The sequence below is a fragment of the Ruegeria sp. AP12 genome, assembly GCF_056540025.1.
Window position 1 is genome coordinate 196,867 of record NZ_JBQFVZ010000005.1, and the last position, 21,915, is coordinate 218,781.

Sequence of the window (21,915 nt, forward strand, 5' to 3'; positions counted from 1 at the left end):
CCAATCGGGGCGGCCCTCGGGTCGCCCCGTTTTTGATCAACCGGAAAGGGCTATCCGATGTTCAAGAAATCCAACCCCGTCGAAACCGCTTGGGCCGCGCTGCGCAAAGGCTTTGTCGCCGTCGCGCTGTTCAGCCTGTTTCTGAATCTGCTGATGCTGGCCGGGCCGCTTTACATGCTTCAGGTCTATGACCGTGTACTGACCAGCCAGAACATTGACACGCTGATCGCACTGACCCTGCTGTTGGGCGGCGTGTTTGTCGTGATCGCCTGCCTCGACCTGATGCGGATGCGCATCCTTGGCCGTCTTGCCGCCCGGTTCGAGATGTCTGTCGGCGCCCCAGTCCTTGGTGCGGCCATGCGCCGCCGGGTTCAGGGCCACGGTCAGGCCGGTGAAAATCTGGTCGAAGACGTCAACGGATTTCGCGAATTCATTTCGGGCAGCACCCTGACTGCCTTTTTTGATGCGCCATGGATCCCGATCTATCTGCTGGTCCTTTACGTCTTGCACCCGCTGCTGGGTCTGTTGGGGCTGGCCGGAGCCGTAACCCTGACCCTCATGGCGCTGATCAACAACGCCCGCGCCCATACTCCGATGCAAAACGCCGCGCAGGCGCGGGGACGGTCGGATGCGTTGTTCGACACCAGCGACCGCAACGCGGAACTGGTCCATGCGCTGGGGATGAAATCCGATCTGGTGCGCCGCTGGACCGCGCTGCAGATCGATGCGCACAGGCACAAGACCAAGGCCGCTGACCGGATCGCCAGCTTTTCGGTCATGTCCAAAACCATTCGCATGGGCCTGCAATCCGCGATTCTCGGACTGGGGGCCGCCCTTGCGATTACCGGCGAATCCACCGCAGGCGTGATGATCGCCGCCACAATTGTTCTGGCCCGCGCCCTGTCGCCCATCGACCAGTTGATCGGCCAATGGCGCGGCTTTCTGGCGGCGCGCGGGTCCTATGCCAAGATCAAGGCCCTGACCGACGAATTTGCCGAGACCCCGCCCAACCTGCATCTGCCCCGCGCGTTCAAATCCCTGAACGTCCGCATCGCGCAGGCCGGGCCGCCCCGCGCCATCAACGCCACGATCCGATCGATCGATTTCGCCCTGGACGCGGGCGATGTGCTGGCGGTCATCGGCCATAGCGGCTCGGGCAAGACCACGCTGGGCAAGATGCTGGCGGGCATCTGGCATCCGCAACGGGGCGAGGTTCTGCTGGACGGCAGCCCGATGGCCAAATGGAATGCCGAGGATCTGGGCAAGCAGATCGGCTATCTGCCACAAGACGTTGAGCTATTCGACGGAACGATCCGCGAAAACATCGCGCGCTTCTCGGTCGCCATCGACGATGCCGAGGTTCTGCGCGCCGCGCGCGAGGCGGGCATTCACGAGATGATCAACGCCCTGCCCGACGGCTATGAAACGCGCATCGGTCAGGGATTCTTCCTGTCCGGCGGTCAGAGGCAACGTCTGGCACTGGCCCGCGCGCTCTATGGCGATCCGTTTGTACTGGTCCTGGACGAGCCCAATTCCGATCTGGATGCCGAAGGCGAACACGCATTGCGTGAGGCTATTCTGGCCGCTCAGGCGCGCGGTGCCATTGCCATCGTGATGACCCATCGCCCCGCCACCCTTCAGGCCGCAAACAAGGTCATGGTCATGCGCAACGGGGCCCAGACTCAGTTTGGTGACAAAGAGGATGTGCTGAAGGTCAACCGCCGCAACGTATTGGAGACGCAAGCGAAACCCACACCCCAGCCCGCCCCAGCCCCCCAAGTCACAGGAGCCGCACAATGAGACAGCTTTTTCCACACACCCAATCGCAGAACACTCTGACCCTGAATGACGGGCAGATGATCGACATCACCGAAACATCGCCCGGTATTGCGCGCTATGTCCTGTTTGGACTGCTGGCCATGGTGGCTTTTGGGGCTGGTAGCGTCTACTGGGCATTTGCCTCGAAACTCGACGGGGCGGTGGTGGCCCCGGCCTCTTTCGTGGTCGAGGGCGACCGCAAGACGGTCGAGCATCTGGACGGCGGCATCATCCGCTCGATCCTGATCGCGGACGGGGATTTCGTCGAACAGGGACAGCCTCTGATCCGGCTCGACAGCACCGAGATCGAAGTCGATCTGAACGTGTTGGGCAGCCAATTGGGCGAGCTGTCGGTCCGCCGCGCGCGGTTGATCGCGCAGATGACAGGCGAGACCAGCTTTGACGAGGCCGCAGCCCTTGCCCAGTTCTCGACCAACATGAACCGGCTGCACTGGTTCCCGGCCTATCTGACCCAGAAACAACTGTTCGACGCCGAAGCCCGCGCCCGCCGGACCGAGGCGGACATCAATGCCCAACGCATCACAGGGCTGCGCGATCAGATCGCCGGGCTGAGCGAACAGCGCCTGAGCACCCAAAACCAGATCACGATCACGCAGGTCGAATTGGACAACCTGCAGGGCTTGCTGGACAAGGGTCTGGTTGCCGCAACCCGTGTCAGCGCCCGGCAGATCGAGCTTGAGCGTCTTTCGGGCGTCGATGCCTCGCTTCGGACGCAGATGGCGCAGGCTGAGAACCAGATTCATGAGCTACAACTGACCCTGCTCAGCCAGCAAAAGCTGCGCGATGAGGTCATTGCCGGTGAACTTGCGGTGGTCGAGGCGCAACTGGACCTGATCCGCCCGCAATATGCAGGCACCGCCGAACGACGCAGCCGGATCGAGCTTGTGGCCCCGGCCAGCGGGCGCGTGGTGAACCTGACCGCCTCGACCACGGGCGGTGTGATCCGGCCGGGTGAGCATATCATGGACATTGTTCCCGCCGACCAAGCGCTGATCGTCGAAGCGCGGGTGAAAACCGCTGACATCGACAAGCTGCATGTCGGACAATCCACGCGCATCCGCCTGTCGGCCTTTGCGCAGGCCGATGTACCCGAAGCCCATGGCCAGATCTTCGATATATCAGCGGACGTGCTGGAGGATGAACGGACGGGCGAGCCCTATTACCAGGCCCGCGTCAGGCTGGATGCGGATCAACCCGCGCCGGTTACCGCGCTCGATCTTGTTCCGGGCATGCCTGCCGATCTGTTCGTCAATACCGGCGAGCGCACGGTGATCGCCTATCTGGCGCAACCCATCAGCGACCGGCTGGCACGAACTTTCATCGAATAAAGGATTTCCAAAGACCTGTGCCTTAGACCCAATACTTACCGAGTGCCATTTTAATGAGTGAAGGATGGCCTGCACCGCAAGCCCCGGTGCAGGCCATCAATTTTCAGGCACCATAGCGGGCCAGGAACATATCCACGGCATGCAGCGCGACTTCGTCAATCTCGGCCTGGCTGAACTCTTTCTGGATGCCAAAGGCAGCGCGCACCCACAGCCGAACCTTGCACAGTTCGGCAAATTGCTCGGCGGCAATCTGGACATCTTCAATCGCAAGTTCACCTCTGACAACGGCCTTTTCCAGATACTCTGCAATCTTGCGCTGTCCGTTCTGAGGTCCGGCCTCATAAAATGCCTGCCCCAGTTCCGGGAACCGATCCCGTTCTGCGACACAGACCCGGAAGACCTGTTGATTAAAGTCCGATACAAAAAACCCGACCAACTGTGTTGCGGTGATGGTCAACACCTCACGTGCTGGCTTGGTTTCATCGATCATCGACAGAACACGCTCGGCCATAAGCCGGCACTCGGTCTGTGCCACCTCGACAAACAAAAGCCGCTTGTCCGGGAAGTAGCTGTACAGCGTCGCCTTGGACACACCCGCCGCACGGGCGATGTCGTCCACACTTGCGCCTTCGAACCCATCCGCCATGAAAACCTCTCGGGCCCCGCGCAGAACCTGGTCGAATTTTCGGCCGGTGCGCAGGATGGTAGCGGTCTGGGTCATGTCGTCTCCTGATGCTTGAGGTGGTCCGAGTTTATAAACCGTTCGGTTCAGATACAAGGATTCTTGGCCATTGCGCGCAGTTTGACGTCACGATCCTGTGAAATCCGGCACTCCCAGCACGGTCACCCCTGTCCCAAGACCGGGCTTGCAGCAGGCCCAAACCATGCTAGGACAAGACCCATGGTCGAGGTCTTTCTGCGCACGCTGCCCTTCTTTGCGATCATCGGCCTGGGCTATTGGGCCGGGCGCACCCGGTTTTTCTCGGCCGAGGCCACCGCCTATCTGACCAAGTTCGTGTTCTTTTTCGCACTGTCGGCAATGCTGTTCAGGTTCGCAGCCACCCTGCCCTTTGCCGAGATTTTCAACGGCCGCCTGATCATCGGTTACCTGATCGGAACGCTGGCGGTCTATTCCCTTGCCACCTTTGTCGCGTGGTTGCGCGGCATGGACATCCCCACCGCAGCGGTCGAGGCGCAATGTGCCGCCATTGGCAATGTCGGATTTCTGGGCCTGCCGATGCTGGCCCTGCTGCTGACCGAGGCCGCAATTGGCCCGGTGATGCTGGTGCTGGCGGTTGATCTGGTGGTGTTTTCCTCACTGATTGTCATACTGATCAACGGTGGGCGGGACGGGAAACTGACCCCTTCAACGCTGCGCCTGATCGGGATCGGATTGCTGAAAAACCCGATGATCGTGTCCATTTCCGCCGGTCTGATCTGGTCAGCCTTGCAAGTGCCGGTACCCGGCCCCCTGAATGATTTCCTGACCATTCTGGGCGGGGCCGCAACGCCTGGCGCGCTGTTCGCCATCGGAGCCTCTCTGGCCGGAAAATCCGCCGAGCGCGTCCACATCGCCGCCTGGCTCAGCTTTTGCAAGCTGGTCATCCATCCCGCCTGCGTGGCCGTGGCCGCAATATGGCTGGTGCCCGTCGAAGCCTTTCCGGCGGCGGTCGCAATCGCTGCGGCGGCACTGCCCGTGGCGGGCAATGTCTACATGCTGGCCGCGCATTATAATGTCGCTCCGCACCGCGCGTCAGCCGCGATTTTGTTGTCTACTGTGGCCAGCATCCTGACCGTCCCCGTGGTCATTGCCTGGGTCGGCACCTTCTGATCTTCACCTTTTCGAAAAATACGCGCGACGAAGGTGCCCGGACTTTACGTAGGGGCCTTGGACCGTTAGCCATGGGCGAACCCTAACGTAAGGAAAAGACCTGATGGAAACCCTTTCGGAAAATGCCTGTTTCGGTGGCGTGCAGGGCGTTTACCGCCATGCTTCGACCGCGTGCCAATGCGACATGACCTTTGGCCTGTTTCTTCCGGCCGAGGCAAAGGACGGCCCGGTTCCGATCCTGTGGTATCTGTCGGGCCTGACCTGCACCCATGAAAACGCGATGACCAAGGCGGGGGCGCAAGCCTGGGCTGCTGAACAGGGCATCGCAGTCATCTTCCCCGACACCTCGCCGCGCGGCGAAGGCGTGGCCGATCACGAGGATTACGATCTGGGCCAGGGTGCCGGGTTCTATGTGAACGCTACGCAATCCCCCTGGGCCCCGCATTTCAACATGTGGGATTATGTGGCCGAGGAGTTGCCCGCCTTGGTGGCCGAGAATTTTGCCATCGACATGGACCGTCAAGCCATCACCGGTCATTCGATGGGCGGCCACGGTGCGCTGACGCTGGCGATGAACCTGCCGGGACGTTTCCGGTCGGTGTCGGCCTTTGCGCCGATCTCGAACCCCACCGGGGCCGAATGGGGCCGCAAACAACTGAGCGCCTATCTGGGCGATGACGAAGCGGCCTGGGCGAAACATGATGCGTCCCTGCTGATGAAGGAAAAGGGGTTTGATGGCCCGATCCTGATCGACACCGGTGCAAGCGACCAGTTCATCGACCTGCTGCGCCCCGAAGCGCTGGCCGCCGCCATCGCCGAGCGTCGCCAGCAGGCCACTTATCGCCTGCAACCGGGCTATGATCATTCCTATTTCTTTGTGTCCACCTTCATGGAAGACCACATCACCTTCCATGCCGAAGCGCTGTACGGAGACTGAGGCATGAGCGATTATGACTACGACCTGATCATCATCGGGTCCGGTCCCTCGGGGCGGTCCGCCGCGATTCAGGCCGGTAAGCTGAAGCGCCGCGTGTTGGTGATCGACCGCAAGGATCGGTTTGGCGGCGTGTCGGTCCATACCGGCACCATCCCGTCGAAAACCCTGCGCGAGACGGTGCTGAACCTGTCCGGCTGGCGCGAGCGCAGCTTTTATGGGCGGTCCTATCGCGTCAAGGACCAGATCCGCGCCGAAGACCTCAAGGCCCGTCTGCATATGACGCTGGATCATGAGGTCGATGTGCTGGAACACCAGTTCAATCGCAACCACGTGGAAACCCTGAACGGGTTGGCCTCGTTCGTTGGCCCGCATGAGATCGAAGTTGCCACCGATGCCGGTGAGAAAACGCGCCTGACCGCAGCCAAGTTTCTGATCGCCACCGGAACCAAAACCTATCGCCCCGATTATGTGCCCTTCAACGGCAAGACCGTCGTGGATGGTGACGATTTTCTTGAGATGGCCGAGATTCCACGCTCGCTGGTCGTCATCGGGGCTGGGGTGATCGGGGTGGAATACGCCACCATGTTCTCGGCGCTGGATGTGCGGGTGACGTTGATCGAACCACGGGAAACCTTCCTCGATTTCATCGACAGCCGGTTGATCCACGATTTCACCCATCAGATCCGCGAGAACGGTGTCGATCTGCGGCTGGGCTCTGCGGTCGAGAAAATCGAAGACACCGGCGACCACGTTGAAGTCACGCTGGAAAACGGGCGGCACGTCCGGGCCGAGATGCTGCTGTTTGCAGCGGGCCGCATGGGCGCGACCTCGGCGTTGAATCTGGACGCGGTCGGGCTGGAAACAGACCACCGCAACCGGATCAAGGTGGATCGCAAGACCTATCAAACCTCGGTGCCGCATATCTACGCAACCGGCGATGTGATCGGGCACCCCTCGCTGGCCTCTACGTCTTTGCAACAGGGTCGGGTCGCCGCCTGTCACGCGCTGGAAACACCGACCTTGCCTGAGAGCCCCTGGTATCCTTATGGCATCTATTCGGTACCCGAGATTTCCACCTGCGGCATGTCCGAGGAGGAGTTGCAGGAGCGTGGCATTCCCTATGAGGTCGGCGTGGCGCGGTTCCGCGAAACCTCGCGCGGGCATATCATGGGGTTGGAACATGGCATGCTGAAGATGCTGTTCTCGCTGAAAACCCGCCGGGTTCTGGGCGTGCAGATCGTCGGTGAAGGCGCGACCGAGCTGATCCATATCGCGCAGGCCGTGCTGAACCTGAAAGGCACCGTGGACTACTTTGTCCAGAACACGTTCAATTATCCAACGCTGGCCGAAGCCTACAAGATCGCCGGTCTGGATGCGTTCAACCGGATGCCGATCCCGGAAGAGTTCAAGGTGAAAAAGAAGCCAGCGGCGACGAAAGAGGCAAAGAAGGCGTGACAACGCTCTATATCGATGGCGATGCCTGCCCCGTGAAGGCCGAGGCCGAGCGGGTGGCGACCCGGCACAAGGTTCCGATGGCGCTGGTGTCGAATGGCGGGCTGCGGCCTTCGGCAAACCCTTTGGTGCAGGTGGTCATTGTCTCGGAAGGGGCTGATGAGGCCGACAAGTGGATCGCCGAACGCTGCGGGCCGGGAGATGTGGTGGTCACATCCGACATCCCCTTGGCCGCAAAATGTGTCGAGGCCGGCGCGCGCGTACTGCGCCCCAATGGCGAGGCGTTCACCGCCGCCAATATTGGTCAGCAACTGGCGATGCGCGACCTGATGGCCGACCTGCGCGCGGCAAACCCGTTGGGTGCAGGGGGCGGCGGCAAACCCTTCGGCAAGGCCGACCGGTCCCGGTTTCTGGACGCCTTGGAACGGGAACTGAGGGCTGCAAAACGGGCATAGCCCTCCCGCCCGTCGGCGATGCATCAAGGATGCATCTTCTCCGGTTGGGCCGGGCAGCACTGCGCGCGGCGGTTGGTGCTTGAACTTGGACGCCGAGCTTGGTTCAGTCGGCCCAGCAGGAATTTGAAGCAGGAACACAACATGCCCATCCAAGCGGTCATTTTCGACATCGGCAATGTACTGATCGAATGGCAGCCCGAGCGCTACTATGACCGCGTGATCGGAGAGGATCGCCGCCGCGCGATGTTCGACGAGGTCGATCTGCACGGCATGAACGATCTGGTGGATCAGGGCCATCACTTCACCGATACAATCTACAATTGGGCCGAGAAATATCCCAATTGGCGCGACGAGATTCGCATGTGGCACGACAAATGGATCGAGCTTGCCGCGCCCGAGATCCCGCATTCGGTCCGGTTGCAACGGGCATTGCGCGCCAAGGGCGTGCCCGTTTTTGCACTGACGAATTTCGGTGTGCAGAATTTCGACTACGCCACCACCGTTTATCCGTTTCTGAACGAGTTTGACCGGCACTATGTCTCGGGCCGGATGAAGATGGTGAAGCCCCATGTGCCGATCTATGCGCAGGTCGAGGCCGATTGTGGTCTGCCGCCCGAGACATTGCTGTTCGCGGACGACCGGATCGACAACATCGAAACCGCGCGGTCCCGCGGTTGGCAGACGCATCACTTCATCGGCCCGCAAGTCTGGGCTGATCGCCTGGTGGCCGAAGGCTTGCTGACCGAAGAAGAAGCCCGCTAGGCTGCAGCGGGTGTTGCGCCCCGGTTTTCGCGGATCGGCAGGTGGACGATAGCACTGAACGCTCCGACCGCGACGCCGATCCACCACACCATGGTGTAGTCGCCATAGACGTCATACATCCGCCCGCCCAGCCAGACGCCAAGGAATCCTCCGATCTGGTGGCTGAGGAAGATGAAGCCGTAAAGCGTGCCCATGTAGCGCAGCCCATACAGATGCGCGACAAGGCCCGAAGTCAGCGGCACCGTGGCCAGCCAGAGCGATCCCATGACGATTGAGAAGACGATCACCGAGGTTGGCGTGATCGGCATCAGAATAAACGCCGCAGCCGCGAGGGTTCTGGCTGTGTAGATCGCGGCGAGCAGGTATTTCTTGGGGAAATGATTGCCCGCCCAGCCCGCCAACAGCGTACCGCCGATATTGGCAAGACCCACAAGCGAAATCGCCACCGCACCCAAGGCAGAAGTGGTGGTAATGCCCAGCGAATGCAGAACACCCCCGGGTTGGATGGGGCCGCACATCTCGGTCACGAAAGCCGGGAAATGGGCGGTGATGAAGGCCAGTTGATAGCCGCAACTGAAAAAACCCAAGAAGATCAAAGCGTAGGATGGGTCCCGGAAGGCGCGGCCCAGGATCTGGCTCATGCTTTCTTCCAGCTCGGCCTTGCTGACCGGTTGCGGCGCGCGCATGAAGGGCAGCGTCAGAACAAGCGCAAGGATCGCAACGGCGAACACGATAAACACCTGTTGCCACGGCAGGAAGGTGAGCAACCATTCCGCAGTTGGCGCGCCGATCACCTGACCAAAACTGCCCGCAGCAGTCACAATCGCCAGAGACATCGACCGGTTCTTGTCGGATGAGGCGCGGCCAACCACAGCCAGAACAACGCCGAACCCGGTGCCTGCGATACCAAAGCCGACCAGCCATGCATACATCTGGTGCCCAAAGGGCGTGATCGACCAGGCCGACAGAACCATACCTGCGGCATAGGTCAATGCACCCAGGATGATTGCCTTTCGATCACCGATCTTTTCGGCAATCGCAGCAAAGATCGGTTGCCCAATGCCCCAGGCCAGGTTCTGGATCGCAATGGCCAGGGAAAAATCGGTGCGCAGCCAGCCGAACTCATCCGCAATCGGGATCTGAAACACCCCAAACGAGGCGCGCACAGCGAAGCTGACCGTGATGATGATACACCCCACGATCAGGATCGGATTCAACAGTCGGGCGGATTGCGGCATGGGGACCTCGGGGCGCATTGATCCGGCAGACGTTAGCGGATTCAGACGGCCCGTCAATTCAACAGATTTGCGGTTACGCATCAGAAATATTGATGCGCTAACCAACCTCGAAAGCAAAGGGCCGTCTGGTCGCGAATTACGAGCGGCCAGGTCGCATGACAGGGTCTAGACGGGCTTTCTAAGGTTCAACGTCGCCAAGGTCTCGCCCATCGCATGGTTCCACCGCTCTCGCAGCATGTGGTTTTCGGTGCGTCTCAGGTTCATGGATTTCAGAAGCTCGAACCGTTTCGGATCATCGCCCCCGAACGAGGCTGCCACGCGGGGCCACCAATAATCGACCGAGCTTTGCATCGCGTCCGCCTCGCCCGCAGCGATCAGCTTGGTTGCGCCCTCCAAGGCCAGATCGCCGTGGTTCGCCTCGATAGGCGCGATGATCCGGAAAGCCTCGGCCAGCGGCTGATACGAGATCGTCGAAAACTCGGCCAGTTGCTCGGCGACGGCTCGGCTCATCAGCAGGTTCATGACGACGGCATCTGTCCAGCCGCTGATCGGGTAGTTGAACACCGCAAGGCGCATGTCGTGTTTGCTGCGGGTCGCGCCAATGTCGGCATCACGGTCCAGACGCGCGGTCCAGGGGTGATGGGTGGCGTATCTTTCGGTGTCTGCCCCGAACTCACCCATAATCTTCAGGACGCGATCCGCGTTGTCGGTTTTTTCAAGCACGATCTTGGCGGCCGCGATGCGTTCCTTGATGCCCGGCCCCTGATTGATAATGTCGGCAAACCCGGCGGCCCCGGCCAGTTCGCTATCCACGAAAGTGGCCATCAGCTTCATCAGTTCGGCCCGGTATCGCGGCGGGACATTGGTTGGATTGGTCAGTACCCCGCCTGCGGCCAGATAGCTGTCGAGTGTCATGGTATCGCTCATCACTCCTCTCCTGTCACTGATCGTAGTCGACGACGACGCGGTCGGTCACCGGATAGGCCTGACAGCTTAGGACATAGCCCTTTTCGACCTCGTAATCCTCAAGCGCGTGATTGGCGAGCATTTCGACCTCGCCCTCGAGCACGCGACAGCGGCAGGTGGAACAAACTCCTGCCTTGCAGGCGTATGGCGCGTCCATGGCGTTTTCCAGCGCGGCTTCAAGAATGGACTGATCCTTGGGTAGGGTCATGGTCTGGGTGGCCCCGTCCAGCGTGATCGACGCACTGGTCTGGTTGGCCTGCGTGCCCGCCTGCGCAGCGCTTGCCTTGCGCTTGGCCCGGCCCGGTTGGGCGCTGGCGAAAAGCTCGAACTTGATCTGGCTGTCTTCCAGCCCGTGGTCGCGCAAAGCGGCGGCAATCCCCAGCATCATCGGTTCCGGTCCGCAGATAAAAGCGGTGTCCACGTTTGTGATATCGATCCAATGCTTGAAAAGCTGGCCGCATTTGTCCTGCGTGACCAGACCGGTGAACAAGTCAATCTCTTGCGCGTCGGCTTCGAGGATGTGGATCACGTTCAGGCGGCCCATATAGAGGTTTTTCAGGTCCTCCAGCTCTTCCCGGAACATGATCGTGTTGATGCCTTTGTTGGCATAGATCAGCGTGAAACGGGATTTGGGCTCGCGGGCCAGCGTGGTTTTCAGGATCGACAGAACCGGCGTGATGCCCGAGCCGCCGGCAAAGCCAATATACTGTTTCTCTGCATCGGCATCGATGGGCGCGTGGAAGCTGCCCATAGGTGGCATCGCCTGCACGACGTCGCCAACGGTAAGTTCTGCATTGGCCCAGCTTGAAAAGGCACCGCCCTCGACGCGTTTGATCCCAACCTGCAAAACACCGTCATCCTTGCCCGCGCAGATCGAATACGAACGGCGCAGTTCCTCACCGTCAAAATCACGCCGGAAGGTCAGGTACTGACCTGCAGTAAAGTCGAACTGATCCGCCGCACCGTTTACGGGCTCAAGCGTCACCACTACCGCATCGCGGATGGTCTTGTGGATGTCGGTGACTTTCAGATCATGAAAACGTGCCATCCGGTGCTCCTCCTCAGATGCACTTGAAATAGTCAAAGGGTTCCAGGCAATCGGTGCAGCGCCAATGGGCCTTGCAGGGGGTCGAGCCGAACTGGCTGACCTTCTCGACCGCCTTGCTGCCGCAATGGGGGCACCGGTCCGGGCCGCCCGCCGGTTGCGGCGGTGCAATGCCATAGTCTTCCAACCGGGCACGGCCCTTATCGCTCAGCCAATCGGTGGTCCAGGCGGGGGCGATGCTGGTTTCGATCCGGACATCCCCGATCCCGTGATCGCGCAGGGCGGTTTCGATATCCATGCTGATAACCGACGTCGCCGGACAGCCGGAATAAGTTGGTGTGACCGTAACGACCAACGTTTCAGCCTCCCACCGCACGTCACGGACAATGCCCAGATCGACGACCGAGATTACCGGGATTTCGGGGTCGGGAACGGCATCCAGCCAGCCCCAGATCTGGTCGGTCGAGGCCTGCATCACATCTCACCACTTCGCGCCGGGATAGGCGCGTTGCAGCCATTGCATCTGTGTCAGCAGGTGGCCCAGATGCTCGGTATGCATCCGCCCATCGCGCCCGCCCTTATGGGTAAAACGGCTGTCCGGAATGGTCAGCGTTGCCTTGGTCAAAACAAGTTCAACCAAAGCGTCATATTCGGCGCGCAGATCGGACGGGTTCGGCGCGATCCCCGCTGCAACCATCTGGGCATCGATATCGTCGCTGACAAACATCTCACCCACGTAAGGCCACAGGTAATCCAGCGCCTGCTGCATCCTTGCGTGGCTTTCCTCGGTCCCGTCACCAAGGCCCACCACCGTATCGCCTGAGCGTTCCAGATGATAGGTAACTTCTTTGCTGGCCTTCGCGGCGATGGCCGCAACCCGCTCGTCCGAGGATGTCATCAGACGCCCCAGCATGATCGAGTGCCACGCGTCGAACAGGAACTGGCGCATCAGCGTACGACCGAAATCGCCGTTCGGCACCTCGACCAGCAGCACATTGCGGAAATCCCAGGCATCGCGCAGAAAGGCCAGATCATCGGCGCTTTTGCCGCCATCAACCTCGCCCGCAAGGCCAAGCCACATCTGGGTCTGTCCGATCAGGTCCAGCGCGGTATTGGCCAGCGCGATGTCCTCCTCCAACACCGGCGCATGGCCGCACCACTCGCTGACGCGGTGACCCAGGATCAAGGTATTGTCCCCCATCCTCAGCAGGAATTGCAGCAAAGCGTCGTTGGAAACCGAAACACTCATTACATCGCCCCCACGTCTTCGGGAATGTCGAAGAAGGTCGGATGGCGGTACACTTTGCTTTCGCTGGGTTCATACAGCGGGCCTTTGTCGCTAGGTGACGAGGCCGAGATGTTGTTGGCTTCGACCACCCAGATCGAAACGCCTTCGTTGCGGCGGGTGTAAACATCCCGCGCGTTCTTGATCGCCATTTCCGCATCGGGCGCATGAAGCGAACCGACATGCCGGTGGCTCATCCCATGCTGGCCGCGGATGAAGATTTCCCACAGGGGCCATTCGTTGTTCATCGGGTTTCCTCCTTTGGGCAAGCTTATTCCGCCGCCAGATTGCCAGCGCGTTTCTTGCGGGCATGGGCCAGCAGCCCGTCGCGGACCCACTGGCCGTCATCCCAGGCCTTGTTGCGCGCGGCCAGACGATCCACGTTGCAGGGGCCGTTGCCTTTGAGCACGTCGAAGAACTCGGACCAGTCGGGTTCCGAGAAATCGTAATGCCCGCGGTTCTCGTTCCATTTCAGGTCCGGGTCGGGGATGGTCAGGCCCAGATACTCGGCCTGCGGCACGGTCTGGTCGACAAATTTCTGGCGCAGTTCGTCATTGGTGTTGATCTTGATCTTCCACGCCATCGACTGCGCCGAATGCACGGAATCCTTGTCGGACGGTCCAAACATCATAAGCGACGGGAACCAGAACCGGTTCAGCGCGTCCTGCGCCATCCTGCGCTGCTCGGGCGTGCCTTCGGCCATCTTGCGGATCGCATCATAGCCCTGACGCTGGTGAAAGCTTTCTTCCTTGCAGATGCGGATCATGGCGCGGGAATAGGGGCCATAAGACGTGCGCTGCAGCGGCACCTGATTCATGATCGCGGCCCCATCGACCAACCACCCGACCGCCCCGATATCGGCCCAGTTCAAGGTCGGATAGTTGAAGATTGACGAGTATTTCATGCGCCCGTCCAGCAGCATCTCGGTGATCTCGTCGCGGCTGACGCCCAGCGTTTCGGCAGCGCAGTACAGATACAGGCCATGCCCGGCTTCGTCCTGCACCTTGGCCAAAAGGATCGCCTTACGCTCCAGCGTTGGCGCGCGCGTGATCCAGTTGCCTTCGGGCAATTGACCGACAATCTCGGAATGCGCGTGCTGCCCGATCTGGCGGATCAGAGTCTTGCGATAGGCCTGAGGCATCCAATCCTTGGGTTCGATCTTGATATCCGCGTCGATCCGCGCCTGAAATTCCGCCAGCTTTTCCGGATCGTCGTCCGACGCTTCGGATTTTACCATCTGAGCGTACATGTTCCGTCTCCTCCGTCACACGCGTTCAAGAATTAGGGCTGCGCCCTGCCCGACACCCACACACATGGTGCACAGCGCATAGCGGCCCCCGGTTCGTTTCAACTGATAGGCCGCGGTCAGTACCAGCCGCGCGCCGCTCATTCCCAAGGGGTGGCCAATCGCAATCGCGCCGCCATTCGGGTTGACGTGCGGTGCATCATCGGCCACGCCCAGTTCCCGCAGTGTCGCCAACCCCTGAGAGGCGAAGGCTTCGTTCAACTCTATCACGTCCATCTGATCGATGCTCAGCCCCGCACGGGCCAGAACCTTGCGGCTGGCAGGCACCGGACCGATCCCCATGACACGCGGCTCTACCCCCGCGACCGACATGCCTACCACGCGGGCCATTGGGGTCAGATCGTTCTTTGCCGCTGCCGCCTCATTCGCCATCAGGATCGCAGCGGCCCCATCATTCACGCCCGAGGCATTTCCCGCCGTAACCGTCTTGTCCGGTCCGTTCACTCCCTTGAGGCCCGAAAGCTTTTCTGCCGTTGTTCCCGGTCGCGGATGTTCGTCGGTGTCCAAGACGATCGGATCGCCCTTGCGCTGCGGGATCGAGACCGGGGTGATTTCGTCGCTGAACACTCCGGCGGCATGCGCGGCCTGCCAACGGGCCTGGCTGCGCGCGGCAAAGGCATCCTGATCCTCGCGGCTGATCCCGTAATCCTCGGCCACGTTATCAGCGGTTTGCGGCATGGAATCGATCCCGTAATCCTGCTGCATCTTAGGGTTCACAAAGCGCCAGCCAATCGTGGTGTCATACACCACATTGCTGCGCGTGAAGGCGGACGTCGCCTTGGGCATCACAAACGGCGCGCGAGACATGCTTTCTACACCACCCGCAATGGCCAGATCGTAATCCCCCGCCTTGATCCCGCGCGCGGCCATTCCGACCGCATCCATGCCGCTTGCACACAGGCGGTTTATCGTTGTTCCGGGAACGTCAATCGGCAACCCGGCCAATAGCGCGGCCATGCGTGCCACATTGCGGTTGCTTTCACCTGCCTGATTGGCGTCGCCATAGATCACATCATCCACGCTGGCCCAGTCAACCTGGGGATTGCGGGCCTTCAGGGCGGCCAGCGGGATGGCGGCCAGATCATCCGTGCGCACAGAAGACAACGCTCCGCCATACCGTCCAATCGGAGTGCGCGTCGCGTCGCAAATGAATGCGTCCATCTGTAATGTCTCCTGTTCGCAGGAACCGTCATTAACCGTCTGGTCGGTTAATAAATGCAGATCCGATTCGAGGCAAGCCTTATGTTACCATATCATCGCCTGCTTCGCATATTGTGTAACATGATTATCCATGCCTATGCCGCCACAATGGTCGAACCAACCCAAGCCGCTGGTTTTGTGCCTTCACAGGTCTGGGCAACCGGCCCTGCGTCAATCGTCCAGCGCGGCTTCCAATGTTGCAAGATCGGGGCGGGGCAGCTTGTCCAGCAACCGAAAGACCGCCTCGCGGCACTCTTCCCCCTTCCAATCCGAAGGCAGAAACGCAGGTGGCAGGGCCGGGTGGCGCAGGATCAGACGCCGCCACCCGTGCACGATCAAAACGCGCAACACGGCAGTTCGCAGCACATCGTTCACCCCTTTTGCGGGCAGAAGGTGTTCGACACCCTGAATCGAGTTCCAGAACTGGTCATACGCCGTTTTCAGGGCCTCTGGCCCGCACAGATCACGCAGCCAATCGGGTGCCGCGATGGTGCTGCTTTCGATGCCCAGCAACTCCTCCAGCCCGTCCGGGATCGGGCCGGGCGCCATGGCTGTTGTGGGATTCACCGAGATATAATCTCCGGTCAGCATCAAATCCGACAATTCTTTCCGGGAACTCTCGGTATTGCTGGCAATCAGCACATGCCACACATCAGGCTTAGTCGTTTCGCGGGCATAGATACGCGGCGCGGCAGCCGCGCTTTGGCTGCGGCCGAATTCGGTGAGGCGATGCACACTGTTCCGCCCCACCCGCGTACTTTCGATCCAACCTTCCTTGCGCAACCGGTGCAGCGCGACACGCGTCGCTTCGGCCTTGATCCCGGCCAGAGCGGTGAGCGTGGTAATCAGCGCACCACTCACCTGATCCGACCCGTTCTGCGCCAGATCGCCAAAAATCGTAACCAGAACCGACCACACCCGCTGCGTGCCCGTGTTGGTCAGTTGGCTGACGCAGGTTTCGAACCAATCAGGAGCCGTATCTTTCATAGGCCAAGTATAATCGGGCCGGACGGAATTTCCATCCGGCCTTGTGGGTCTAGTAGGCGACCATGGTCAGCAATTCGTACTCTGCGACCATATCATCATCCTGCTGGGTCAGGGTGACATGCCAGCGAACCTCGCCATATTCGTCATTGCGCTTGGTCTTGCTTTTGACCGTCAGGCGCACCTTGATCGTATCCCCCGCCTCGACCGGTTTCATGAAGCGCAACCCGTCCAGGCCGGTATTGGCCAGAACCGGCCCTTCGTTCGGCTCAACAAACAACCCCGCAGCAAAGGACAGCAGCAGATAGCCATGCGCGACACGGCCCGGGAAGAACGGGTTTCGTTCCGCTGCGGCCTGATCCATATGGGCGTAGAACGTATCACCGGTGAAATGGGCAAAATGTTCGATGTCCTCCAGCGTGATGGTGCGCGGGTCGGTGTGGATGGTCTCACCAATCGCAAGGTCGTGGAACCTGCGGGTAAAGGGATGTGCGGGACCTTCGATTTCAGCAGCACCCGGCACCCATTTGCCGCCGATCGCAGTCAGCAGATCGGGTGAACCCTGAATGGCGGTGCGCTGCATATAGTGTTTCACACCGCGCACGCCGCCCATTTCTTCGCCGCCCCCGGCGCGACCGGGTCCGCCATGGACCATATGCGGCAAGGGTGAGCCGTGGCCGGTGGATTCGGTCATCGAGTCGCGATTGTTGAAGTAAAGCCGCCCATGATAGGCCCCCGCCCCCATCGCAACCTGCCCCGCCACATCCGGGTCATGGGTGATAACCGACGCCACCAGCGACCCCTGCCCCCGGTTCGCCAGTTCGATCGCATGGTCGAGATCGCGATACCCCATCACTGTGCTGACCGGACCAAAGGCTTCGGTGTCGTGCACGCGCTGTGCCGTGTCCGGGTTGGCGCAGTGGTACAGCATGGGCGGCAGAAACGCGCCTTTCTCGGCATCCGCGCCATCGACCGTGAAATCATCCGGGTCGCCAAAGACACGCTCGGCCTCTTGCCCGATGATCGCGGCCTTTTCCAGAACGTCGCGTTTCTGACTGGTCGAGACCAGCGCGCCCATGCGCGTGGTCTCCAGCTTTGGGTCTCCGATGGCCGTTTTGGCCAGCCGCGCGGACAGCGCCTCGATCACCGCCTGCACTTGCGACTCGGGCGCGATGATCCGGCGGATTGCGGTGCATTTCTGACCCGCTTTCGTGGTCATTTCACGCTGAACTTCCTTGACGAACAGGTCAAATTCCGGCGTGCCCGGCTGTGCATCGGGGCCGAGGATCGAACAGTTCAGGCTGTCCTGTTCCGCCACAAACCGCACCGAGTTCTGCAAGATCACAGGGTTGGACCGCAGGTTCAGAGCGGTATCGGCAGATCCGGTGAAACTGACCACGTCCTGCATGGTCAGGCGATCCAGCATATCGCCCAGCCCGCCCGAGACCAGTTGCAGCGCGCCCACTGGCAAAATGCCCGAGTCCAACATCAGCCGGACACAGAGTTCAGTCACATAGCAGGAATTCGTCGCCGGTTTCACAATCGCCGGAACACCCGCCAACAGGGTCGGTGCCAGCTTTTCCAACATCCCCCAGACAGGAAAGTTGAACGCGTTGATATGAACCGCCACGCCATGCAGCGGGGTGCAGATGTGCTGACCCAGAAAGGTGCCATTGCGCGAAAGCTGCTCGACCTCACCGTCCAGATACACATGCCCGTCCGGCATCTCGCGCCGGCCTTTCGAGGCGAAGACGAACATCGTGCCGATACCGCCGTCGATGTCGATCAGGTGATCCGACTGCGTGGCACCCGTGTTGAAGGACAGGTCATAAAGGGCCTGCTTGTGCTGACCCAAATGCAGAGACAGCGCCTTGAGCATCTTGGCCCGCTCGTGAAACGTCATCTTTCGCAAGGCCGGGCCGCCGACGTTGCGCGCGTGGTCCAACATCGCCTGCACGTCCAACGCGTTGTTGCCCGCCGTGGCGATCACCTCGCCCGTGACAGCACTGGCAATGGTGCGGGCCCCTTCGCCGGGCGAAACCCACTCACCGGCGGCGAAGCTGGAAATCTGTTGGATGGTCATGAGCGTCTCCTCATCTGCATGGCGATCTTCGCGCAGCCCTTTGCCGGTCTGACGAAATTATATTTTAAACCGTACGGTCGGTCAATAAACTCCCGAGCCGATACCCCTGAACCAAGCATCTCAAACCTGCGCGGGCAGTCGTGCGAAGCCGCGAAACCGGATCCGCCCGCCGCGTTCGGCACCTTCCGTGATACGATAGTTGGGGAAGCGAGCCAGAAACCGCCCAACGGCAACGCGCCCCTCCATCCGCGCCAAAGTCAGGCCGACGCAGGTATGGGGTCCACCGGCAAAGGCGTGATGTTTGTTGGGGCGGCGGTTCAACAGGGCAGCATCGGGCCGGTCGAACTGCCGCGGGTCGCGGTTGGCCGCGCCGATGCACAGGTGAATGTCGGTCCCGACCGGGATTGTTTCTCCGTGAAACGACACGTCTTGGGTGGTCAAACGATTGCCGAACTGGTTCGGGCTTTCCAGCCGCAGAAACTCATCCACTGCGGTATTGATCAGATCGGGGTCAGCCAGCAACTCGGCCCGTTTGTCGGGGTGGCGGTCCAGCAGCTCCAACGCGTTGCCGATCAGGTTGGTGGTGGTCTCATGCCCCGCATTCAGGATGAAAATGCAGTTCTGATACAGCTCGACCTCGGTCAGCCCGCCATCGGTGTCGTCCTGCATCAGCCGCGTCAGGACATCCGTCGCGGGGTCTCCGGGATTGGCGCGGCGGTCTTCTACGATATGCCTCAGGAAATTCTTGAAGTCGGATACCGAGCGATTGCCCCATTCTTCCTGCTCTGGCGTCAATTTGGGCTCCAATGCGCCGAGAATGGCCAAAGACCAATCGCGCAGCGGCCCCCGCTCGGACCGGGGAATGCCCAGCAGGTTGCCGATGATTTCAATCGGAATCGCACCGGCAAAATCCTCGATCAACTCCACCGAGCCCTTCGCCTGCATCGCGTCCAGCAACCCGTCGACCAGCTGGATCAGGCCCGGCTCCATCTGCGCCAAAGCGCGTGGGTTCATCGCGCCGACCATCACTTTGCGGACACGGGTGTGCAGGGGCGGGTCGTTGAACACCAGGCTGGTCGTGTGATGTTCAAACAAAGGGCTGTTGATCCCGTATTTAGGACCAAAAACCGCCTTTTTGTCCGAGATAAACCGGTCCGTATCCCGATACACCAGATCCAGATCATCATATCGCGACAGAACCACAGATCCGTCGGGCTGCCAGCAAACCGGCGTAGCCTCGCGCAGCGTGGCGTAGGTTGGATACGGGTCCGCGTGAAACCCTTGTGGCAATGCGGTCAAGGAAAACATCAGTGACCCATCGCCCCCATATGTTCAGGAAGAACCAGAACCAGCCAGGGCACAAGAACGATCAGAGCCAGACGGAAGATGTCCGCCACCCAGAACGGCGTGACCCCTTTAAAGATTGTCCCAGTCGACACATCGCCGACCACGCCTTTCAGGATGAACACGTTTAAACCGACAGGGGGTGTGATCAGGCTGATCTCGGTGACGACAACGACGACAATACCGAACCAGATCGGGTCATAGCCCAGCGACGTGACCAGCGGGAAAAAGATCGGCACTGTCAGCAGCAGCATCGACAGAGATTCAAAGACGCAGCCCAGAATGATGTAGATCCCGAGGACCATTAGGATGACCACGAAGGGATCCACCTCATACGCCGTGACCAAGGCGATCAAGGCTTCGGGCAGACCGGCAAGGTTGATGAAATTCGAAAAGATCTGCGCCCCGATCAGAACCGAAAACAGCGCCGCCGCCGTAAATGAGGTTTCTTTCAGCACCTCAAAGGTGGACGCCAGCGTAAGCCCACCACGGGACAGAGCGATCAGGAACGCGCCCATTGCACCCATACCCGCAGCCTCGGTCGGGCTGAAGGTCAGGTTCAGCGGGTAGAAATCGAACACGCCATACAGGCCGCCGATCACCAGAAAGAACAGCAACAACACGGCCCAGACCGAACGCAGCGCCGACAGACGTTCGCCCCAGCCATGGCGTTCGCCCGCCGGGCCGGACTCGGGCCTGCGCCAAACCGTCCAGCGCACGGCAAACAGGTAGAACAGGATGCCCAGCACGCCGGGAATGATACCCGCGACGAACAGCTTGCCGATCGAGGTTTCGGTCAACAGGCCATAGATCACAAGGATCACCGACGGCGGGATCAAAATGCCCAGCGTGCCGCCCGCCGCAATCGACGCCGTCGACAGCTCATCCGAATAGCGGTAGCGGCGCATTTCCGGCATGGCGACTTTGGACATGGTAGCAGCCGTCGCCAGTGAAGACCCACAAATGGCGGAAAACCCGCCGCAGGCCGCGACGGTCGCCATGGCGATACCACCGCGAAAGTGCCCCAGAAACGCGTTCGAAACCGCATAAAGTTCACGCGCCAGACCGCCTTTGTTCACGAACAGGCCCATAAGGATGAACAACGGGACAACCGACAGACCGTAATCCTGCGCCGTGTCAGTGATTTGGCGACCAACCATCGACATCGCGGCCTTCAACCCGCGCTCGGACAGGATGCTGCCGCCGCGTTCATAGGCAAAGCCCAGCGTCCCGACCAGGCCCATTGCAAACACGATGGGCAGCCTCAGCAGCACGAGGACAAGAACAAGGGCAAAACCGATCAGTGCGGCAGTCATCAGGCGTGCTCCGACAAGGCGTGGGGGGCGAAGATCTGCAAAAGGCCGGTGATGATCATTGCAACGGCGGTAATCGCAGTGAAACCGGCGATGAACCAACCCACGTAGAAAACCGGGATCGACAGGTATTCGGTGACATCACCATAATCCCGCGCGCGCTCCGCCAGAACCCAGACCCGCTGAATCGGCCAGATCAGCATGATGCCGGACACCAGATAGACAATCGCATCGCGCACCCGGCTCAGCCGCAGGCGCGAGAATATCCCATCCGTCAAGTCCACCGCGATCTGCCCCTTCCCCGCCGAGATCATCGGCAGAACCGAGAACACAAGGATCGCCATCAGTATCCGCGTCAGCTCGGTCGCGGCCTCAATCGGAGCATTGAAGACAGAGCGCAGGATGACGTCGAAAAAGGTCATCACCATCAGGATGAACAGCGCCACACAGGCCAGCACCGTTGGAATGATGCTGACGCGACGCGCAAAGGTCACGAGAGATTGCATGATTGGTCCCCGGTGGGTGAAACTGGCTGGCGGATCGATCC

General features: G+C 60.6%; 21 protein-coding genes. 7 read left to right on the plus strand and 14 right to left on the minus strand.

Annotated features, from left to right (window positions below; translation table 11 throughout):
• Positions 1–57 precede the first annotated feature (57 nt).
• Entirely contained in the window at positions 58–1,800 is a 1,743-nt protein-coding gene (locus tag ACR0E6_RS15010; RefSeq protein WP_480584772.1) for a type I secretion system permease/ATPase, read from the plus strand.
• Positions 1,797–3,167 (plus strand): HlyD family type I secretion periplasmic adaptor subunit, encoded by a 1,371-nt coding sequence (locus ACR0E6_RS15015; protein ID WP_480584775.1) that lies wholly within the window; start codon positions 1,797–1,799, stop codon positions 3,165–3,167. The genes ACR0E6_RS15010 and ACR0E6_RS15015 overlap by 4 nt, the downstream gene beginning before the upstream one ends.
• A gap of 103 nt (positions 3,168–3,270) precedes the next feature.
• Here ACR0E6_RS15015 and ACR0E6_RS15020 read toward each other — a convergent pair whose 3' ends face one another.
• Positions 3,271–3,888, minus strand: a complete 618-nt coding sequence (locus tag ACR0E6_RS15020; RefSeq protein ID WP_170453869.1) for a TetR/AcrR family transcriptional regulator — start codon at positions 3,886–3,888, stop codon at positions 3,271–3,273.
• A gap of 180 nt (positions 3,889–4,068) precedes the next feature.
• Between ACR0E6_RS15020 and ACR0E6_RS15025 the strand changes: the two genes are divergently transcribed.
• The 5 genes from ACR0E6_RS15025 to ACR0E6_RS15045 all read left to right on the plus strand — a co-directional run bounded on the left by ACR0E6_RS15025 (position 4,069) and on the right by ACR0E6_RS15045 (position 8,604).
• Positions 4,069–4,998, plus strand: coding sequence for an AEC family transporter (locus ACR0E6_RS15025; RefSeq protein ID WP_480584778.1), 930 nt, complete (start codon positions 4,069–4,071; stop codon positions 4,996–4,998).
• 103 nt (positions 4,999–5,101) lie between these two features.
• On the plus strand, positions 5,102–5,935 hold the full coding sequence (gene fghA / locus ACR0E6_RS15030; RefSeq protein ID WP_480584781.1) for an S-formylglutathione hydrolase: 834 nt from the start codon (positions 5,102–5,104) through the stop codon (positions 5,933–5,935).
• 3 nt (positions 5,936–5,938) lie between these two features.
• On the plus strand, positions 5,939–7,390 hold the full coding sequence (gene sthA, locus ACR0E6_RS15035) for a Si-specific NAD(P)(+) transhydrogenase (protein ID WP_170632466.1): 1,452 nt from the start codon (positions 5,939–5,941) through the stop codon (positions 7,388–7,390).
• Positions 7,387–7,842, plus strand: coding sequence for a YaiI/YqxD family protein (locus tag ACR0E6_RS15040; RefSeq protein WP_170453873.1), 456 nt, complete (start codon positions 7,387–7,389; stop codon positions 7,840–7,842). The genes sthA and ACR0E6_RS15040 overlap by 4 nt, the downstream gene beginning before the upstream one ends.
• 141 nt (positions 7,843–7,983) lie before the next feature.
• Entirely contained in the window at positions 7,984–8,604 is a 621-nt protein-coding gene (locus tag ACR0E6_RS15045; RefSeq protein ID WP_480584786.1) for an HAD family hydrolase, read from the plus strand.
• Here ACR0E6_RS15045 and ACR0E6_RS15050 read toward each other — a convergent pair.
• The 13 genes from ACR0E6_RS15050 to ACR0E6_RS15110 all read right to left on the minus strand — a co-directional run bounded on the left by ACR0E6_RS15050 (position 8,601) and on the right by ACR0E6_RS15110 (position 21,874).
• Positions 8,601–9,842, minus strand: a complete 1,242-nt coding sequence (locus ACR0E6_RS15050; protein ID WP_170523024.1) for an MFS transporter — start codon at positions 9,840–9,842, stop codon at positions 8,601–8,603. The two genes, ACR0E6_RS15045 and ACR0E6_RS15050, sit on opposite strands and share 4 nt — an antisense overlap.
• A gap of 165 nt (positions 9,843–10,007) precedes the next feature.
• On the minus strand, positions 10,008–10,769 hold the full coding sequence (locus ACR0E6_RS15055; protein ID WP_480584791.1) for a Phenylacetic acid catabolic protein: 762 nt from the start codon (positions 10,767–10,769) through the stop codon (positions 10,008–10,010).
• A gap of 13 nt (positions 10,770–10,782) precedes the next feature.
• Positions 10,783–11,856, minus strand: a complete 1,074-nt coding sequence (locus ACR0E6_RS15060) for a 2Fe-2S iron-sulfur cluster-binding protein (RefSeq protein WP_170632476.1) — start codon at positions 11,854–11,856, stop codon at positions 10,783–10,785.
• A gap of 13 nt (positions 11,857–11,869) precedes the next feature.
• The gene (paaD, locus tag ACR0E6_RS15065) at positions 11,870–12,328 is read right to left on the minus strand and encodes a 1,2-phenylacetyl-CoA epoxidase subunit PaaD (RefSeq protein ID WP_480584794.1); all 459 of its coding nucleotides are present in this window, start codon (positions 12,326–12,328) and stop codon (positions 11,870–11,872) included.
• A 6-nt stretch (positions 12,329–12,334) separates the two neighbouring features.
• Positions 12,335–13,102, minus strand: a complete 768-nt coding sequence (gene paaC / locus ACR0E6_RS15070; RefSeq protein ID WP_480584796.1) for a 1,2-phenylacetyl-CoA epoxidase subunit PaaC — start codon at positions 13,100–13,102, stop codon at positions 12,335–12,337.
• Positions 13,102–13,386: a 1,2-phenylacetyl-CoA epoxidase subunit PaaB gene (gene paaB / locus ACR0E6_RS15075; RefSeq protein WP_170453879.1), complete on the minus strand. Its 285-nt coding sequence runs from the start codon at positions 13,384–13,386 to the stop codon at positions 13,102–13,104. Before paaB ends, paaC begins: the two co-directional genes overlap by 1 nt.
• A 23-nt stretch (positions 13,387–13,409) precedes the next feature.
• A complete protein-coding gene (gene paaA, locus ACR0E6_RS15080; protein ID WP_170736023.1) occupies positions 13,410–14,387 on the minus strand; it encodes a 1,2-phenylacetyl-CoA epoxidase subunit PaaA in 978 nt (325 codons plus the stop codon).
• 15 nt (positions 14,388–14,402) lie between these two features.
• Positions 14,403–15,605: a 3-oxoadipyl-CoA thiolase gene (pcaF, locus tag ACR0E6_RS15085; protein WP_480584801.1), complete on the minus strand. Its 1,203-nt coding sequence runs from the start codon at positions 15,603–15,605 to the stop codon at positions 14,403–14,405.
• A 210-nt stretch (positions 15,606–15,815) separates the two neighbouring features.
• Positions 15,816–16,631, minus strand: coding sequence for a PaaX family transcriptional regulator C-terminal domain-containing protein (locus ACR0E6_RS15090; protein WP_170522622.1), 816 nt, complete (start codon positions 16,629–16,631; stop codon positions 15,816–15,818).
• Between the two features lie 49 nt (positions 16,632–16,680).
• On the minus strand, positions 16,681–18,711 hold the full coding sequence (paaZ, locus tag ACR0E6_RS15095) for a phenylacetic acid degradation bifunctional protein PaaZ (RefSeq protein ID WP_480584805.1): 2,031 nt from the start codon (positions 18,709–18,711) through the stop codon (positions 16,681–16,683).
• Positions 18,712–18,831: 120 nt separating this feature from the next.
• Complete coding sequence (locus ACR0E6_RS15100) at positions 18,832–20,019, minus strand: cytochrome P450 (protein WP_480584808.1); 1,188 nt, start codon at positions 20,017–20,019, stop codon at positions 18,832–18,834.
• Positions 20,019–21,371 (minus strand): TRAP transporter large permease, encoded by a 1,353-nt coding sequence (locus ACR0E6_RS15105; RefSeq protein ID WP_480584811.1) that lies wholly within the window; start codon positions 21,369–21,371, stop codon positions 20,019–20,021. The genes ACR0E6_RS15100 and ACR0E6_RS15105 overlap by 1 nt, the downstream gene beginning before the upstream one ends.
• Positions 21,371–21,874: a TRAP transporter small permease gene (locus ACR0E6_RS15110; RefSeq protein WP_480584814.1), complete on the minus strand. Its 504-nt coding sequence runs from the start codon at positions 21,872–21,874 to the stop codon at positions 21,371–21,373. The genes ACR0E6_RS15105 and ACR0E6_RS15110 overlap by 1 nt, the downstream gene beginning before the upstream one ends.
• Between the last annotated feature and the right edge of the window lie 41 nt (positions 21,875–21,915).

Excerpts from the sequence above, each read along its gene's own strand:
- ACR0E6_RS15060 (WP_170632476.1), bottom strand. The coding sequence starts at position 11,856 with ATGGCACGTTTTCATGATCTGAAAGTCACCGACATCCACAAGACCATC.
- ACR0E6_RS15045 (WP_480584786.1), top strand. The coding sequence starts at position 7,984 with ATGCCCATCCAAGCGGTCATTTTCGACATCGGCAATGTACTGATCGAA.
- ACR0E6_RS15110 (WP_480584814.1), bottom strand. The coding sequence starts at position 21,874 with ATGCAATCTCTCGTGACCTTTGCGCGTCGCGTCAGCATCATTCCAACG.
- ACR0E6_RS15050 (WP_170523024.1), bottom strand. The coding sequence starts at position 9,842 with ATGCCGCAATCCGCCCGACTGTTGAATCCGATCCTGATCGTGGGGTGT.
- ACR0E6_RS15100 (WP_480584808.1), bottom strand. The coding sequence starts at position 20,019 with ATGTTTTCCTTGACCGCATTGCCACAAGGGTTTCACGCGGACCCGTAT.
- sthA (WP_170632466.1), top strand. The coding sequence starts at position 5,939 with ATGAGCGATTATGACTACGACCTGATCATCATCGGGTCCGGTCCCTCG.
- ACR0E6_RS15105 (WP_480584811.1), bottom strand. The coding sequence starts at position 21,371 with ATGACTGCCGCACTGATCGGTTTTGCCCTTGTTCTTGTCCTCGTGCTG.
- ACR0E6_RS15020 (WP_170453869.1), bottom strand. The coding sequence starts at position 3,888 with ATGACCCAGACCGCTACCATCCTGCGCACCGGCCGAAAATTCGACCAG.
- ACR0E6_RS15025 (WP_480584778.1), top strand. The coding sequence starts at position 4,069 with ATGGTCGAGGTCTTTCTGCGCACGCTGCCCTTCTTTGCGATCATCGGC.
- paaA (WP_170736023.1), bottom strand. The coding sequence starts at position 14,387 with ATGTACGCTCAGATGGTAAAATCCGAAGCGTCGGACGACGATCCGGAA.
- ACR0E6_RS15055 (WP_480584791.1), bottom strand. The coding sequence starts at position 10,769 with ATGAGCGATACCATGACACTCGACAGCTATCTGGCCGCAGGCGGGGTA.
- paaZ (WP_480584805.1), bottom strand. The coding sequence starts at position 18,711 with ATGACCATCCAACAGATTTCCAGCTTCGCCGCCGGTGAGTGGGTTTCG.
- paaD (WP_480584794.1), bottom strand. The coding sequence starts at position 12,328 with ATGCAGGCCTCGACCGACCAGATCTGGGGCTGGCTGGATGCCGTTCCC.
- fghA (WP_480584781.1), top strand. The coding sequence starts at position 5,102 with ATGGAAACCCTTTCGGAAAATGCCTGTTTCGGTGGCGTGCAGGGCGTT.
- pcaF (WP_480584801.1), bottom strand. The coding sequence starts at position 15,605 with ATGGACGCATTCATTTGCGACGCGACGCGCACTCCGATTGGACGGTAT.
- ACR0E6_RS15010 (WP_480584772.1), top strand. The coding sequence starts at position 58 with ATGTTCAAGAAATCCAACCCCGTCGAAACCGCTTGGGCCGCGCTGCGC.
- paaC (WP_480584796.1), bottom strand. The coding sequence starts at position 13,102 with ATGAGTGTTTCGGTTTCCAACGACGCTTTGCTGCAATTCCTGCTGAGG.
- paaB (WP_170453879.1), bottom strand. The coding sequence starts at position 13,386 with ATGAACAACGAATGGCCCCTGTGGGAAATCTTCATCCGCGGCCAGCAT.
- ACR0E6_RS15015 (WP_480584775.1), top strand. The coding sequence starts at position 1,797 with ATGAGACAGCTTTTTCCACACACCCAATCGCAGAACACTCTGACCCTG.
- ACR0E6_RS15090 (WP_170522622.1), bottom strand. The coding sequence starts at position 16,631 with ATGAAAGATACGGCTCCTGATTGGTTCGAAACCTGCGTCAGCCAACTG.